General features: G+C 56.4%; 15 protein-coding genes. 8 read left to right on the top strand and 7 right to left on the bottom strand.

Annotated elements, in window-relative coordinates:
- Positions 1–38 precede the first annotated feature (38 nt).
- The 3 genes from ACR0AW_RS13280 to mgtE all read right to left on the bottom strand — a co-directional run bounded on the left by ACR0AW_RS13280 (position 39) and on the right by mgtE (position 2921).
- Entirely contained in the window at positions 39–851 is an 813-nt protein-coding gene (locus tag ACR0AW_RS13280) for a TIGR00282 family metallophosphoesterase (protein ID WP_170732956.1), read from the bottom strand.
- Between the two features lie 112 nt (positions 852–963).
- Positions 964–1530, bottom strand: a complete 567-nt coding sequence (locus ACR0AW_RS13275) for a 5-formyltetrahydrofolate cyclo-ligase (RefSeq protein WP_170732957.1) — start codon at positions 1528–1530, stop codon at positions 964–966.
- The gene (gene mgtE / locus ACR0AW_RS13270; protein WP_170563935.1) at positions 1527–2921 is read right to left on the bottom strand and encodes a magnesium transporter; all 1395 of its coding nucleotides are present in this window, start codon (positions 2919–2921) and stop codon (positions 1527–1529) included. The genes ACR0AW_RS13275 and mgtE overlap by 4 nt, the downstream gene beginning before the upstream one ends.
- Positions 2922–3059: 138 nt before the next feature.
- Here mgtE and guaD point away from each other — a divergent pair, with 138 nt between their 5' ends.
- On the top strand, positions 3060–4349 hold the full coding sequence (guaD, locus tag ACR0AW_RS13265) for a guanine deaminase (RefSeq protein WP_170732958.1): 1290 nt from the start codon (positions 3060–3062) through the stop codon (positions 4347–4349).
- 65 nt (positions 4350–4414) lie between these two features.
- Here guaD and ACR0AW_RS13260 read toward each other — a convergent pair whose 3' ends face one another.
- The 3 genes from ACR0AW_RS13260 to ACR0AW_RS13250 all read right to left on the bottom strand — a co-directional run bounded on the left by ACR0AW_RS13260 (position 4415) and on the right by ACR0AW_RS13250 (position 7071).
- Positions 4415–5749 (bottom strand): 8-oxoguanine deaminase, encoded by a 1335-nt coding sequence (locus ACR0AW_RS13260; RefSeq protein ID WP_170512368.1) that lies wholly within the window; start codon positions 5747–5749, stop codon positions 4415–4417.
- A 114-nt stretch (positions 5750–5863) separates the two neighbouring features.
- On the bottom strand, positions 5864–6655 hold the full coding sequence (hisN, locus tag ACR0AW_RS13255) for a histidinol-phosphatase (protein ID WP_170392196.1): 792 nt from the start codon (positions 6653–6655) through the stop codon (positions 5864–5866).
- Positions 6656–6699: 44 nt separating this feature from the next.
- Complete coding sequence (locus tag ACR0AW_RS13250) at positions 6700–7071, bottom strand: helix-turn-helix domain-containing protein (RefSeq protein WP_170343628.1); 372 nt, start codon at positions 7069–7071, stop codon at positions 6700–6702.
- Positions 7072–7408: 337 nt separating this feature from the next.
- Between ACR0AW_RS13250 and ACR0AW_RS13245 the strand changes: the two genes are divergently transcribed.
- Positions 7409–8377 (top strand): NADPH:quinone oxidoreductase family protein, encoded by a 969-nt coding sequence (locus ACR0AW_RS13245; RefSeq protein WP_170732959.1) that lies wholly within the window; start codon positions 7409–7411, stop codon positions 8375–8377.
- Here ACR0AW_RS13245 and ACR0AW_RS13240 read toward each other — a convergent pair.
- Positions 8361–9239 (bottom strand): LysR family transcriptional regulator, encoded by an 879-nt coding sequence (locus ACR0AW_RS13240; RefSeq protein WP_170392200.1) that lies wholly within the window; start codon positions 9237–9239, stop codon positions 8361–8363. The two genes, ACR0AW_RS13245 and ACR0AW_RS13240, sit on opposite strands and share 17 nt — an antisense overlap.
- A gap of 127 nt (positions 9240–9366) precedes the next feature.
- Here ACR0AW_RS13240 and ACR0AW_RS13235 point away from each other — a divergent pair, with 127 nt between their 5' ends.
- From ACR0AW_RS13235 to ACR0AW_RS13210, 6 genes are all read left to right on the top strand, one after another.
- The gene (locus tag ACR0AW_RS13235) at positions 9367–9585 is read left to right on the top strand and encodes a YjiS-like domain-containing protein (protein ID WP_170594665.1); all 219 of its coding nucleotides are present in this window, start codon (positions 9367–9369) and stop codon (positions 9583–9585) included.
- A gap of 195 nt (positions 9586–9780) precedes the next feature.
- Positions 9781–10518, top strand: a complete 738-nt coding sequence (locus ACR0AW_RS13230; protein ID WP_010441904.1) for a Bax inhibitor-1/YccA family protein — start codon at positions 9781–9783, stop codon at positions 10516–10518.
- Between the two features lie 439 nt (positions 10519–10957).
- Positions 10958–12118, top strand: coding sequence for a LacI family DNA-binding transcriptional regulator (locus ACR0AW_RS13225; RefSeq protein ID WP_480444220.1), 1161 nt, complete (start codon positions 10958–10960; stop codon positions 12116–12118).
- Positions 12115–13470 carry an extracellular solute-binding protein gene (locus tag ACR0AW_RS13220; RefSeq protein ID WP_170625244.1) on the top strand — a complete coding sequence of 452 codons (1356 nt, stop codon included), beginning with the start codon at positions 12115–12117 and terminating at the stop codon, positions 13468–13470. The genes ACR0AW_RS13225 and ACR0AW_RS13220 overlap by 4 nt, the downstream gene beginning before the upstream one ends.
- A gap of 57 nt (positions 13471–13527) precedes the next feature.
- The gene (locus ACR0AW_RS13215) at positions 13528–14760 is read left to right on the top strand and encodes a carbohydrate ABC transporter permease (protein WP_170732960.1); all 1233 of its coding nucleotides are present in this window, start codon (positions 13528–13530) and stop codon (positions 14758–14760) included.
- Entirely contained in the window at positions 14760–15968 is a 1209-nt protein-coding gene (locus tag ACR0AW_RS13210) for a carbohydrate ABC transporter permease (RefSeq protein WP_170732961.1), read from the top strand. Before ACR0AW_RS13215 ends, ACR0AW_RS13210 begins: the two co-directional genes overlap by 1 nt.
- The last annotated feature ends 5 nt before the right edge of the window (positions 15969–15973 follow it).

Genomic DNA, 15973 nt, shown 5'->3' with positions numbered 1-15973 from the left:
CACGTATTGCGTGCGGCGGGGCAAGTCTGACGTGCTTTTCAGGGTTTAGACTGCTGCAACCGCCCGCCAACACGAATCATCTGCACGGATTTTGCGCTTCCATCGCGGTCATCGGTTTCGACAAAAACTCCGCTCAAGGTCGCCTCACCGGTCGCAGGCGTAAACCGCGCCTTGGGCATCCCGGTTATGAACCGGCGCATCGGTTCCTGCTTGTCCATTCCGATGACCGAGTCATAGTCGCCGCACATCCCGGCATCGGTCAGGTATCCTGTACCGCCCGGCAATACCTGCGCATCCGCGGTAGGCACATGCGTATGCGTCCCAACCACAAGACTCGCGCGTTTGTCGCAATAATGGCCCATCGCCATCTTCTCGGACGTTGCCTCGCAATGCATGTCGACGATGATCGCCTGCGCCTGGCCGCCGCGTGGGTGCGATTTCAGGATCGGTTCAATGGCCGAAAAGGGATCGTCAAAGGGGCGTTTCATGAAGACCTGCCCTAACACCTGCACCACCAGAACCTTGCGACCGCCCGGCGCGGTGAACAGTCGATGCCCTCGCCCCGGTGCCCCTTTGGCATAATTCAACGGACGCACGATGCGAGGTTCTTTCTCAATAAACTGCAGCATGTCTTTCTGGTCGAAAGCATGATCGCCCAAGGTGATACAATCGGCTCCCGCGTCCAAAAGCAGCTTGGCGTGGTCCCCGCTCAGCCCCATTCCGTTCGAGGAGTTCTCGCCGTTGACAACGACAAAATCCAGCCGCCATTCGTCACGCAGGCGTGGCAGATGCTGCTGGATGGCGGCGCGACCCGAGCGCCCCATGACGTCACCAAGAAACAAAATCCTCATGATTGCGGTCCTAGGGGCTGGAAGTGGCAATAACAAGGCAGAAGCAAACAATCACTCAGCCTGAAGCCTGCCAATGTAAAGGAAATCGCGATCGCGCATAGCGAGGGATAACTTAGAAAGTTAGCACCCGGCTTTCAGTAATCACCATATCGAGTGCTTGATCGGTCGGCTCCAGCGGCAGATGTTCGGCTTCCTGCGCATCAAACGCAAATCCTATGGCAAGCGTCGGGCGCTTGGCGCGCAACCCTTCAAGCGTGCGATCATAGAAGCCGCCGCCATAGCCCAAGCGGCCACCCTTCGCATCAAACGCAACCAGTGGCACGATCAGGATTTCCGGGTCGAAATAGTCATCGATCTCGGGCACTTTCGCGCCGAAGGGTCCATCTTTCAGTATGCCCTCAGGCGTCCATCGAGAGAAGCGCAACGCCTGCCCTGCGGCCTGAATGGCAGGCACGCCCACTGGACCATATGCAGAAGCCTCGGCCATTGCAGGCAGCGGGTCGATTTCGGTGCGGATCGGCATGTAGCCAGACATGGGAACACCGCGATGACCCGCCAGAACCTCGGACAAGCGCCCGGCCGCGCCCGGGATGCGCATATCAAACGCTACCTTGCGTCGCGCGAATGCCGCCTTGCGCGCTGCGGCCTTGATTTCGGTCAGATCGGTTGTCTCGTTCACAATAGCACCACGCTGGCAAGCCCCAGAAAGATGAAGAACCCCATGACATCCGTTGTCGTGGTCACAAAGGTTCCTGACGCCAGCGCCGGGTCAACACCCAGACGGTCCAGCACGACCGGTACTACCGTACCAGCAAAGCCCGCGATGATCATGTTCACGACCAGCGCAGATCCGATCACGACACCCAGCAGCGGGGAGTCGAACCACATCATCCCGACGGTTCCCAACACGATAGCGAAACACAGCCCGTTGAGCATTCCCACCAGCAGTTCTCGCCGGATCACGCGCCCTACGTTCGAGCCGGTCAGGTCGCGTGTTGCCAACGCCCGCACTGCAACGGTAAGTGATTGGGTCCCGGCATTGCCCCCCATCGAGGCGACGATCGGCATCAGAATCGCGAGCGCCACCAGTTGATCAATCGCGGCCTCAAACTGAGAAATCACCAGCGATCCGCAAATCGCCGTAACCAGATTGACACCAAGCCAAGGCAAGCGGCGCCTACTGGTTGCCGCTACACTATCGGACAGAGAGCTTTCGTCCGAGACGCCCGCAAGACGCAGCATATCCTCTTCGTATTCTTCGTCCAGGACCACCATCGCATCGTCGATAGTGATAACACCGACCAAACGACCGTCGCCATCCACGACCGGAGCCGAAATCAGGTGATACTGATTGAACGCATAGGCCACGTCCTCTTCATCCTGTTCGACGGGGATGGTGTGGAATTCATCTTCGGCAATGTCCTGCAGCGGCACCTCGCGCCGGGTTGCCATCAACTTGCCCAGCGTGACCTGAGCAACCGGTTTCAATCGCGGGTCAACAAGTATGACGTGATAAAACTGTTCCGGCAAATCGTCGTTGGCACGCATGAAATCGATGGCCTGCCCCACGGTCCAGTGATCGGGCGCCATGACCACCTCGCGCTGCATAAGGCGGCCAGCAGAGTTTTCTGGATAAGATAGGGCTTGCTCTGCCGCGACGCGTTCGGAGTCTTCAAGCGCGCCCAGGATGGTTTCTTGCTGCGGCTCTTCAAGGTCTTCCAGAAGGTCAACAACGTCATCACTTTCCATATCCCGAACGGCTTCGGCCAGAACGTCCGGTTTCAGGACATTGATTACTTCTTCCCGAACTGACTCGTCGAGCTCCGACAGGATATCGCCGTCGAACTCTTTGTCATACAGCCGGATCAGGCGCGCACGGTCGTAAGGATTGATCTGTTCCAGAAGGTCAGCGATATCGGCCGCGTGCAGCGGCTCCATCAGCTCAATCAGCTTGGCACGATCTTCGACATCAACCGCATAAAGGATGGCCGCAACGGTTCGCGGGTCCAGCGCATAGGCGTCCTCATCGCGGGGCTGATCGGGTCTGGCTTCGTCGTTGCCTGTCGTCATGCGCTGCCCCTCTTTCTTGTCGATTGCCCCTAGATAGAAGAAGCAGCTACCGGAAAACAATGACAATGGTCCAATTTACCCGCATCTTTCGCGCCCCTATGCTGGTTGGCGGTCCAAAACAGGCGGAGAACAGAACAAATGGCGCAAAAGACGCTTCTGAAGGGACGTGTGCTTAGCTTCAACGGATCACCGTTCGAAGGTGAGCCCACCGATGCGACCAAAATTCACCAAGCCGTCCTGATCGAAGATGGCCGCATCGCGGCACTGGGCCAGGCGTCCGACCTGTCTGACGCGCATCCCGACGCCAACATTAAGGATTATGGCGATCACCTGATCATGGCGGGATTAGTGGATTCTCATGTCCACTATCCGCAGACGGCAATGATCGCGAGCTGGGGAAAGCGGCTGATCGATTGGCTGAACAGCTACACGTTCCCTGAAGAGATGAAGTTTGACGACCCCGCCTATGCCGCTGAAATTGCGAATAGATATCTGGACCTGACCGCTGCCCACGGCACCACAACCATGTGCAGCTTTTGCACCATTCATCCCGAGAGTGTCGATGCCTTCTTTACCGCGGCGCAGGCGCGTGGGCAGCGGGTCATCGCGGGTAAAACTTGCATGGATCGCAATGCGCCTGAGGGGCTGCGGGATACTGCACAAACCGGGTACGACCAGTCCAAAGCTCTGCTTGAAAAGTGGCATGGGGTTGATCGCATATCTTACGCCATCACTCCACGATTTTCGCCGACATCGACGCCAGAACAGCTGGAGGCGATGGGCGCGCTTTGGGCCGAGCATCCCGACTGCCTGATGCAAACCCATCTGAGCGAACAGACCGATGAGATCGAATGGGTCCGATTCCTGTTCCCCGACACGCGCGACTATCTGGATACGTACGAGCAGTTTGGATTGCTGGGCGGAAATGGCCTTTATGGGCACGCGATCCATCTGGAAGACCGAGAGCGGGATCGTCTGCGCGAGGTAGATGCAGCCCTGATCCACTGCCCCACTTCAAACACGTTTATCGGCTCTGGCCTGTTTGACATGAATGGTCTGATCCACTCAGGGCACCGCGTGGGCTTGGCCACCGACACCGGAGGCGGCTCAAGTTTTTCAATGCTGCGCACAATGGCTGCGGCCTATGAGATTGGTCAATTGCGGGGTTATCCTCTGCACCCGTCGCAATTGCTTTGGCTTGGAACGGTGGGATCGGCTCGTACCCTGCGGATGGATGACCGTATTGGAAACATCGCCGTGGGCATGGAAGCCGATCTGGCGGTGCTGAACCTCGCATCGACGCCTGCTATCGCCCAGCGCGAAGCTCATGCTGATGATCTTTGGGAAGCGGTGTTCCCGACCATCATGATGGGTGATGACCGTGCCGTAACCGATACCTGGATCGCCGGACGAGCTGTTTCTGGTTGATAGGAATGGGCCTATGGCCCATGCCTCCGGCGGAGGTATTTTTAGCCAGATGAAGAGCGGATCCGCTATTCTGCCAGCGCGCGTGCCAGACGATTCTGGGTTTCTATGACCCTTGGCAGGTCGATCGTGGCGATCTGACTGTTACGAACAATCTGGCGTCCCTCGACAAAGAGGTGTTTGACACGCGTCGGTCCGGCCAGAAGGAGCGCAGCGGGGTCCCAACTGCCTGCACTTTCAATTCCTTGCACGTCCCAAATGGCAATATCAGCTCGTTTACCGGGCATAAGCCGGCCGCAATCGGGCCGATTCAACACATCCGCCCCGCCTCGGGTGGCGATCTCAAGCGCCTCACGGGCCGACATGGCGTCAGCGCCGTTTGCGACTCGTTGCAGCAGCATAGACTGGCGCGCCTCGGCCATCAGATTGCCGCTGTCGTTGCTGGCTGATCCATCCACGCCCAACCCGACTGGCACGCCTTGATCACGCATTTTTCGGACTGGCGCGATACCTGAACCAAGACGACAATTGGAACATGGACAGTGCGCAACGCCGGTTCGGCTACGTGCAAACAGGTCAATCTCGGCGCCATCCAGCTTGACACAATGAGCGTGCCAGACATCCGAACCGGTCCAGCCTAATTCTTCGGCGTATTGGCCGGGTCTACATCCGAACTGATCTTGAGAATAGGCAATATCCTCATCGTTCTCCGCCAGATGGGTGTGCAGCATCACACCTTTGTCGCGCGCCAACAGCGCGGCATCACGCATCAAGTCTCGGCTAACCGAGAACGGCGAACATGGCGCCAAACCAACGCGACACATCGAACCCTCAGATGGGTCGTGATAGGCGTCTACGACACGGATCATATCCTCCAGAATAGCCTGCTCGGATTCGACCAAAGCATCAGGAGGCAGTCCACCATCACTTTCGCCAATGCTCATAGCCCCACGCGTGGGATGAAAACGCAGCCCCAGCTCTGACGCTGCATGGATCGTGTGTTCAAGCCGCGCGCCATTTGGATATAGGTAAAGGTGGTCAGAGCTAAGCGAGCAGCCGGACAGTGCCATCTCGGCCAATCCGATCTGGGCAGATATAAACATCTCGTCAGGACCAAAGCGGGACCAGATGGGATAGAGCGTTCGCAACCAACCAAACAACAATGCGTCCTGCCCGCCGGGAACCGCGCGGGTGAGCGTTTGGTAGAGATGGTGATGGGTGTTCACCAGACCGGGGGTCACAACACACCCATTTGCATCATGTATTTCGCCATCGCTCGTAAGGCGCTGGCCAATCTGGGCAATCTTACCATCCCGAACCAGCAGATCAGCGCCTGCAAGCTCTTGCCGATCATCATCCATCGTCAGGATCATATCGGCGTTACGGATCAGAAATTCTGTCATTTTCGCACTCCCGCATACTGCCCGTCTCATGCATGGAGTGATGGGCTGGTGGAAAACGGGCGTAAGAACCAGCCGTGATCAGTTTAAAGTCGCAAAGAAGGGTCGGCAACCCGTTTAGTATTGCTTCAGAATTTCTAGCGCTGCCGCATGAATCTCAGTATTGGCTGCAGCGAGCGCACGCCCACCATTATGAGCCGGATTGCCCTGCCAATCCGTCACAATACCACCCGCGGCCTCGATCACCGCGATTGGGGCCTGGATATCGTAGGAATTCAATCCGGCCTCGACCACTAGATCGGTTTGACCTGCAGCGAGCAACGCGTAGGCATAACAATCCATCCCATAGCGTGTCAGCTTCGTTTTCTGAGAAACCGCCTTGAATGCGGCGGCCTCGACCGCGCTGCCAACCTCCGGGAAAGTGGTGAAGATGATCGCCTGGTCCAGAGATCGAGTGTCACGCGTCCCAAGTTCTGTGCGTCCCAAAGGGCCTTTGACAAATGCGTGCTCTTTATCTCCGATAAAACGTTCGCCGATATAGGGCTGATCGATCACACCAAGCTTCGGTCCAGTCTCATCGCTTAGGGCGATCAGAACACCCCATGTGGGCGTACCACTTATGAAACCGCGCGTGCCATCAATTGGGTCCAGCACCCAAACTCGTCCGGTAGTTCCCTCGGAATGACCGAACTCTTCCCCCAGGATACCGTCCTCAGGCCGGTGATCAGCCAGCACCCTACGCATTGCTTTTTCTGCTTCGCGATCAGCGGCTGTCACCGGATCAAAACCGGCATCGAGTTTGTTGTCTGTCTTCAGGTTAGATTGGCGGAAAAACGGAAGAATGGCCGCCCGCGCAGCGTCGGCCATTTCTTCGGCAATCTCTAGATCGCTTCGTAGGGTGTTTTGCATTGCTTACCCGTGCGCCCCACACCCCGCGAAGTCAAGCGCTTGTATCAGGCGACGTCGCTCAGCACGCGTGCCAGTTCAAACAGGCGGCGACGCTGGTTTTCCGGGATCGCATAATACGAGCGAACAAGATCAAGCGCTTCTTTGTCACCCATCAAATCCGCAGGAACCGATTTCTTGTCTGCATCCGACTTCTGAGCCTCTTCAAGACCCTCGAAGAAAAAGCTAACGGGAACATCCAACGCTTCGGCAATGTCCCACAAACGCGATGCGCTTATACGGTTGGCCCCTGTTTCGTATTTTTGGATTTGTTGAAACTTGATACCAACTTGCTGCGCCAACTGCTGCTGAGTCATGCCAATCAGCCAGCGGCGATGCCGGACGCGTTTGCCCACATGGACATCGACGTGATGGGTCATTGGTAGTCTCCTTTACACAAACACCTGTCCGGGAAACCGCGACAGCAGCAATCGCCGCTTAGTTAGCGGGTCGCTGCTTAAGAACTCCCTAATTCGGATCGTGCCCCCCGAACAGCACCATAGTACAATATTGCCGCAATCCGTTATTTTTTCAAGCTGGTTGAATCAGAGAATTCGAACAGTGGTTTGTGGTTGTACGGCCAACATAGAGATAAATAGTTTCTAAATGGGAAACAGTTGATCCGCCCTATTCAGTTTAACGCTGTGAAGATTGCGAATGGAATTGACAAACGGTCAAGCCAAACGGCCTATGGCGACAAAAGAGCGGAGACCAATGATGCAGGCATTTCGTATCGAGACCAAAGGGGCACCCGCTCAGCTATGCGAAACACGCGAAGTACCGCTGCAAGAGAACCAAGTTCGTATCGCAATCCGCGCCTGCGGCCTGAACTTTGCAGACCTTCTGATGCAGAAAGGCACGTATCAGGACTCCCCCGAAGCACCGTTTACGCTGGGTATGGAGATTGCGGGGATTGTCACCGAAATTGGAAACAATGCTGCGCATTTGAAGTTGGGTGATCGTGTTGCAGTCTATTCGGGTCAAGGCGGCCTGGCCGAATCAGGCGTTTTTGATGCGGACCGGGCAATTCCCCTTCCAGATTCCATGAGTTTCGAAGACGCGGCCGCGATCCAAATTGCCTATGGCACCAGCCATATTGCTCTTGCGCACCGGGCGCGACTGCAATCGGGCGAGACCCTACTGGTCACCGGTGCTGCCGGTGGCGTGGGATTGACCGCAGTTGAAATCGGAAAACTGATGGGGGCGACAGTCATCGCCCAAGCCCGCGGGCATGACAAATTGGCCGTGGCACAAAAAGCTGGTGCAGACCATTTGCTTGACGCAAGCGAAGACCTGCGCGACCGCGTTCTCGCTCTGGGTGGTGCTGACGTGGTCTACGATGCGATTGGTGGAGATGTCTTCAAGGCCGCCTTCCGCGCGACCAACCCGGAAGGCCGCTTGTTACCGATCGGATTTGCGGGAGGTGAGTTGCCCCAGATCCCGGCCAACCATCTATTGGTCAAGAACCTGACCGTGATCGGCGTATATATCGGCGGCTATCTGAATTTCAGACCCGAGATCGTGCGCGACAGCTTCAGCACCTTGTTCCGCTGGCATTCTGAGGGCCGGATAAAGCCTCATATCAGCCACGTCCTGCCCTTGCAGGATGCAGCAAAAGGTTTGGAACTGCTGCGCGATCGCAAATCCACTGGCAAGGTGGTGATCCGCATCAACTCGCCACTTTAAGCGGCTGCGCCGTTGGATGATTGAAATTTTGGCGCAGTAGGTTCGCAAGCTCTGATACGTATTCCTCACGTACCCGCTCGGCACCATAGAGGTTGATGAACTGCACAGGCAAATCCGGCAGAACCCCGGCATGGTCAATCAGTTCCTGATGGCTGGGCTGGGTGCCTTCCAGCAAAACTCCCACAGCCAGATCAGCGCTGACGGTGGCTTCAACGGTGCGGTCGGAATCGCTGTCGATGCTCATATCCCATTCGATTCCCGCATCATCCAGCGCCGCTGTCGCGACTGGGCGAAAAATGCAATTCCGGCAAAACCCCAGCCGCAAAGGCTTTTGGCGCCAGGCAGATCCGTTCAGCGCGCCAACCCAACGCAAAGGCATATGGTGCAGGGTTTCGGCACCTTCGCCCGCACCCGATTCCGTAGTCACAATCAGATCGAAGCTTCCGCGTGCGAACTCTTCTTTCAAGTGCCGCGTGTTGGAAGTGACCAAGTTTACGCTGACCCGAGGAAAGCTGGCATTGAAACGCTTCAACACGCGCGGGATGAACGGATGAACGACGTCATGCGGTACGCCTAGCACGACCTCGCCCTCAAACGCCTGATCCGTCAGCCGCCCGATTACCTCATCATTCAACGCAATCATCCGCCGCGCATAAGCCAGCAACTGCTCTCCGGACGCCGTTAGCGCGATGGTTCGACCGGATCGATCCAGTAATTCCAGGCCCAAAAGCTCTTCCAGCCGTTTTAGCTGCATAGAGACCGCAGATTGCGTGAGGTGAAGAAATCCAGCGGCACGCGTCACGCCACCATGATCAGCAACAGCTACGAAAGACCGCAATGTAGTGATGTCCAAATTTCGCATGTTCAAGATTCCTTATGAGACTCGTCATAAACATTCATTTCCAAAATATGTCAGACTGCTCCATATAGATCAAGGAAATTGATTGAAGCGCTAAGTTTCATCAAACAATCAGGAAAGGGCAATGATTATGACCCATATAGCCATCTCAACCCCTCGTCGCATCAAGCGTAAGGCGATTGGTGCTCGGATACTTGACCTGTTTAACCTCGCTCGTCAGCGTCGCGAACTCGCCCAGCTTGATGATGATGCACTGAATGACATCGGCGTTTCACGCAAAGACGCGCGTAACGAAGCAGAGCGCCCGTTCTGGGACGCGCCCGACAGCTGGCACAAACATCTGTATTAATTCGAAAATACCGGCGGCTTGAGGGATTTGGCGACCAAGCCGCCGGTTTTTTGGCGACAGTTGCAAAAATTGCCGACAGTTTTGCTGAGTTTCAGGCTTAAAACCCTTGAAACGAGGGCCACACTCTCCGATATTTACCGGGAAACCGGCTCGCATCCGTGGGCTGCGAACAGAATATTGAAGGGAGACCCCTATATGGCACAATTCGACACGATCCGGACGGCGTCCGGCGCTCGCGCTGCCGAGATAGACGAGGGCCTGCGCGCCCATATGAACAAAGTCTACGGCACGATGTCCGTAGGCATGCTGATCACATTTGCCGTGGCATGGGCCGTGGGCTCGAGCCCGCAACTGCTGTCGATCTTCCGTGATCCGGTCACGCTGAGCCCCAATATCCTGGGCTGGATCGTGATGTTTGCACCTTTGGCGATGGTGTTTGGCTTTGGCGCTGCGATCAACCGGCTGTCTGCATCTGGCGCACAGCTGTTTTTCTATGCATTTGCAGCCGTCATGGGCCTGTCGCTGAGCTGGATTTTCGTAGCATTCACCGGCATTTCGATCGCGCAGGTGTTCCTGGTGACTTCGATCGCGTTTGCAGGTCTTTCGCTGTACGGTTATGTGACCAAGAAAGACCTTTCGGGCATGGGCACCTTCCTGATGATGGGTGTGATTGGCCTGATCGTTGCGATGGTCATCAACATCTTCCTGCAATCACCAGCGATCATGTTCGCAGTGTCGATCCTGGGTGTGCTGATCTTTGCCGGCCTGACCGCCTATGACACGCAGAAGATCAAAACCACCTATCTGCAGATGGCTCATGCGGGCGATCAGGAATGGCTTGGCAAAGCGGCGATCATGGGTGCTTTGAACCTGTATCTGGACTTCATCAACATGTTCATGTTCCTGCTGCAACTACTGGGCAACAGAGAATAAAACCGCTTCCAACAGAATACAGAAAGCCCCGCTTGGCACTTTGCTAAGCGGGGCTTTTTTTATGTTGCTCTTCAAAAGCCAATACCAAGCCTTGGTGAATTCGCATGATGTTCCGACCAGTTTATTTTGCCTCCACAAATTTTACACGCCCTCATAGCCGGATAGTCGCCCGTATTTACGCATAGTCCTCATGCTCAATTCACCGATTCCCATCAAAGCTCCGCGAACAATGATCAGCCTGCAGTTACTGTAGCAGTCGGCAGTCAACCATGTTGGCGCAACACTAATTTTGCACCACTCTGAAAGCCGCGTTTGCAAGTTTGCATATGCGTTCATCAGCGCCTTTCGCCATTGGAACGTTCGTGTACTTGGTCGATCCAATCAAAGAATTTCATAATTTTGATTGCCGAAACCGGTTTCGGAGAAAACAAATAGAAGAATGATGACGAATCCAACTCTCCAGCAACCGCAGTCTCGCCCCCGGAGTCATTCTGGCCCCGGCAGGGTAAAACTGGATCAATTGGCCGATCATCTTGGGCTTTCTAAGAGCACGGTGTCCCGCGCCCTGAATGGATATACCGACATCTCGGAATCCACGAGAAAGCGCGTTGAAACCACGGCGCGAAAGATGGGCTATCGCCCACTCAGCCATGCGCAGGCGATACGAACCGGGCGGGTGCGCGCCATTGCCATGGTCATCAACAGCGAAGAACCAGACCGGCATAATCCATTTCTTCAGGATTTTCTGGCCGGAGCATGCGAAGCGGCGAGCGCATCCGACTGGACGATGACGATTTCTACGGCGAAGTCCGAAAAAGATATGCTTGATGTATTGGGGCGGCTTGTCGAAGAGCGCAAAGCCGATGGATTCATTCTGCCCCGGACCGAGGTCGACGATGCGAGGGTGAAATACCTGCAAGAGTTGAAGGTTCCCTTCATCATGTATGGCCGCACGGGGTATGGGCAGGCGGACTGGCAGGATGAGACATCCTGGTTCGACATTTCGGGTGAATCTGCAACCCGTGATGCGGTTGGTCGGCTCGTCGATTTTGGCCATACGCGTATCGGATATGTCGGTAGCGATCCGAAATTCAACTACAGCCATCTGCGCCGTGACGGTTATCTTGAAGGTCTCAAGATCGCGGCCTTGCCTGCCGATCCCGAGTTGATCCGGGAAGGTGCTCGTACGCGCGAGGAGGGTGCGGTTGAGGCACGCGCGCTTTTGACGCTGAATCACCCACCTACTGCAATAGTATTTGCAACGGATCTGGCTGCGCTGGGGTGTTACTCGGTCTGTACAGAACTGGGCCTCGAGGTCGGGCAAGATGTATCAATTCTGGGATATGACGGCATCCCTGAATGCCAATATGTCAGCCCTGGTCTTACCACGTTCAGCGTCGATTCTAAGCGGGCAGGAGAACGCCTTGCGACGATGCTGATCAGTCAGACTCGCGGTGAAGCGCCCGCAGATCTCCGTGAGATTGGTGAGGCCGTTCTGATCGAACGCAATTCCGACGGGCCACCAAGCGTTACAGCCGAGGAACTGGCCCGAAAAATTCAACTTTCAAAAGATCATAACCGGGGAGGAAACCGACTATGAAACTTGCACCTGTAGCATCGCGAATGATGCTTGGAACATCGCTTGCGCTAGTATTGGCGGCGATGTCCGCTCAGGCGGATACGATCCGCTTCTGGACCACCGAAGAACAGCCCGAGCGGCTGGCCAAGCAACAGGAAATGGCTGACCAGTTCAAGGCTGAAACCGGCACCACGGTCGAGGTTATCCCGGTCACCGAAAGTGATCTGGGTACACGCGCCACAGCAGCATTTGCCGCCGGAGACCTGCCAGATGTGGTCTATCATCCGCTGCAATATGCCCTGCCATGGGCCGAAGCGGGCATTCTGGATACCGAAGCCGCCACCGAAGTGATCGAAGAACTGGGCGCCGACACCTTCGCCCCCGGCGCGCTTGGTATGGCGGCGTTCAATGACGAAACCGCGTCGGTACCGGTCGATGGATGGACCCAAATGGTTGTCTACCGCAAAGACCTGTTTGATGAAGCGGGCCTTGAGGCCCCGAACTCATTCGCCAATGTCGTTGCTGCGCTGGAGCAGTTGCACAACCCGCCCGAGATGTACGGTTTCGTTGCTGCAACCAAAGTTGATGAAAACTTCATGAGTCAGGTTTTGGAACATGTGTTCCTCGCCAATGGCGTGACCCCTGTTGGCGCGGACGGATTCCAGCCGCTGGATGAAGCCAAGACCATAGAGGTATTGGATTTCTACAAGGCGATCTCGAAAGCCTCGCCCCCGGGTGAGCTATTCTGGAAACAATCGCGCGAGCTGTATTTTGATGGCAAAGCAGCGATGATCATCTGGTCGCCCTTCATCCTTGACGAACTGGCCGGTCTGCGCGACAGCGCCCCGCCGACGATCAACGATGATCCGACCTCACGCGATCTGGCCTCGAAGACTGGTATCGTCACTAACTTCTCGGGCCCATCGAACCCAGATGGCGCGGCTTGGGGTGACGTTCGTTACTTTGGCATCACCAACGACGCCGACACCGACGCGGCGATGGAGTTCGTGAAATTCGCCATGGATGACGGCTATACTCAAACACTGGCCATCGCACCCGAGGGCAAGTTCCCGGTCCGTCGCGGTAATGCTGACAACCCGACCGCGTTCTCGGAAGCATGGGCAGAGCTGCCTGTTGGCGTGGACCGCAAAGCCCCGTTGGGCGAACTGTATGATCAGGCGATGATCGATGAGATCGTCGGCGGTCTGGACGTGGCGCAGCGCTGGGGCGTTGCTGAAGGCCAGCTGGCTTTGGCGTCCAAAATGATCAACAGCCAGGCAATTAACCGGGTCGTGCGCCAATATATCGACGATGAAATCGATGCCGCCGCTGCAGTGGCCGCAATGAACGACGAGCTCGCGAAGGTTCAGTAACCTTGTGACACATGCAGCGGCGATTACGCCGCTGCACCCAACCCTTCGAGGTATCCCATGTCTTCGGCCACCCCACCGACCGGAACCGGGGCGCTAGCCAAACGCGAGGCGCGTCTGGCCTGGACGCTGCTGGCTCCGACAGTGATCAGTGTATCGCTTGTGGTGATCCTGCCCTTGCTGGCGATCTTTTGGATCAGTTTCAAGCCCTTCACCCTGTCTGACCTTCGTCCGCCTGCACCTGTGGTGCGTGAAAGCTTGCGCGGATCTGGCGAGGATCAGCGGATTGAATACCGCGTCCGCAACTCAAGTCAGGACATCGCCGTTGTCGGCGTCACCCTGACAGATGTTCTACCGGACGGCGTGACGGCGCGCGAAGTTGCAAGTCCCTGTGTTCTGGACGGGCAAAACCTGTTCTGCGATTTCGGCACACTGGAAGGCGGTCAACGCGAACGCATCCGTATTCCGGTCACATTGGACGGAGATCCGGACGCTTTCGAAGAGCTGCTCGAAGGATCAGAGCCCGGCGTGACCGGGAGCGGACCCAGCGTCCTGACCAACCTTGAATTCAGTCTGGAAAACTACGCCCGTGTCTTTGATGGAGACGAGTTCTGGGGCGTGCTGTGGGTCACGTTGTTCTACACCGTGGTCGGCACCATTGGAGCTTTGGTGATGGGCCTGTTTGCAGCCTTGTTGCTGAACAAAAGCTTCAAAGGGCAAGGGTTCATACGCGGCCTCTATCTGTTCCCCTATGTGGCGCCAGTCATCGCTGTGGCCTTCACATGGGTCACCTTGTTCGACCCGTTCTCAGGTTCTGCCAACGCATTGTTGGTGCAGATGGGACTAAGCAGTGAACCGATCAACTTCTTCGGGGAACGCCCTTTGGCGCTGATCATGGTCACAGTGTTCGAGATCTGGCGCTATTTCCCGCTGTCCTTCCTGTTCATTCTGGCGAGGATGCAATCCATCGACTCTAGCATGTATGAAGCAGCGGATATGGATGGAGCCTCACCATTCCAGAAGTTCTGGCTGCTGAGCATCCCGCAACTGCTGGGCATCCTGTCGGTACTGTTCCTGCTGCGTTTCATTTGGACGTTCAACAAGTTCGACGACATCTTCCTGCTGACCGGCGGCAATGCCGGCACCCGTACTCTGACTGTAAATGTCTATGAACAGGCCTTTGCGGTTTCGAACATCGGCGCAGGCGCAGCGGTGGCCGTTGTGATCCTGATGTGCCTGATTGCCTTCAGCTTCGTCTTCTTCCGCTTCATCAGCCGTGAGGAGGGTTTGTGATGCGCAAAGGGTATATAACCGCCCCGATTCTAGGCGCGCTCTGGCTGGTGGTGATCGCCACAACAGTCGCCATCACCATGTCATTCTCGACCGGGGCTGCGTTCCGGCCACAGGTCTTGCTCTGCTTGATATGGGGGGCTGTTGCCGGTCTGGTGTATGTCCGCTTCCCGGCGCAACGCGCACCGGCCCGACTGGGTGTTTCCGCCTTGTTAGGCCTGTCTTGCCAGACCGGAGTCGGGCCTGTCCTGATCGGCTCTGACACATCCCTGCAGGCAATACTGGTCACCGTGGTAGCGATGGCAGTCGTGATGCACCTATCCGTTGCCGCAATCCTGAAAGAGACACCGTTCGGCGAGCTCACCCGCCACGAGTACGAAGAGGCCGTGATCCGGTTCTGCACGGGCTTTGGCTATATCTTCTTCACGGCGATCGTGATCATCCCGTTCTATGTGATGGTGATGACCAGCCTGAAGTCGCAACAGGCCCTGTTGCAGAACCCGCTGGATTTCTCGGTAGATCTATCACAAGGCACCGCGCTGTTTCGCAGCTATACCGAACTGTTTCGCGATTTCAACTTCGGCACCTATCTTTGGACCTCGCTCTACGTCTCGGTCCTGACGGTCTTTATCACCCTGCTGTTCAGCGTCCCCGGAGCCTATGCGGTGGCGCGGTTCCGTTTCTCGGGGCAAAAGGCGTTCTCACGCTCGATCCTGCTGATCTACATGGTGCCGATGATCGTCCTGGCGCTGCCGATCTATATCGCGTTCTCGCTGACCGGCTTGCGCAACTCGATCCTTGGCATCGTCATGATCTACCCGGTCACGACGATCCCAGTCGCGCTGTACATGCTGCAAGGATATTTCCGTGGCTTGCCGACTGAGGTGGAAGAGGCCGGTCTCATGGATGGGCTGTCGCGGCTGGCAGTGATTTGGAAGATTACGCTGCCGCTTAGCCTGCCTGCGCTGGCGTCGGTCTCGCTCTACGTCTTTATGATCGCTTGGAACGAGTTCCTGCTGGCCTTCATGCTGCTGGACGACCCTTCGAAATTTACCCTGACCCGAGGCGTCACGATGCTGAACTCCTCGGAGATTCCCCGACAACACCTGATGGCGGGTGCGGTGATCGCCACCGTTCCGATCATGGCGCTGTTCCTGGGACTTGAACGTTTCATGACTAAGGGCCTGACTGCGGGGTCCGTCAAAGGATGACTGAG

It is taken from the genome of Ruegeria sp. C5 (genome assembly GCF_056537605.1).
This window is presented reverse-complemented; position numbering and strand designations above follow the sequence as displayed.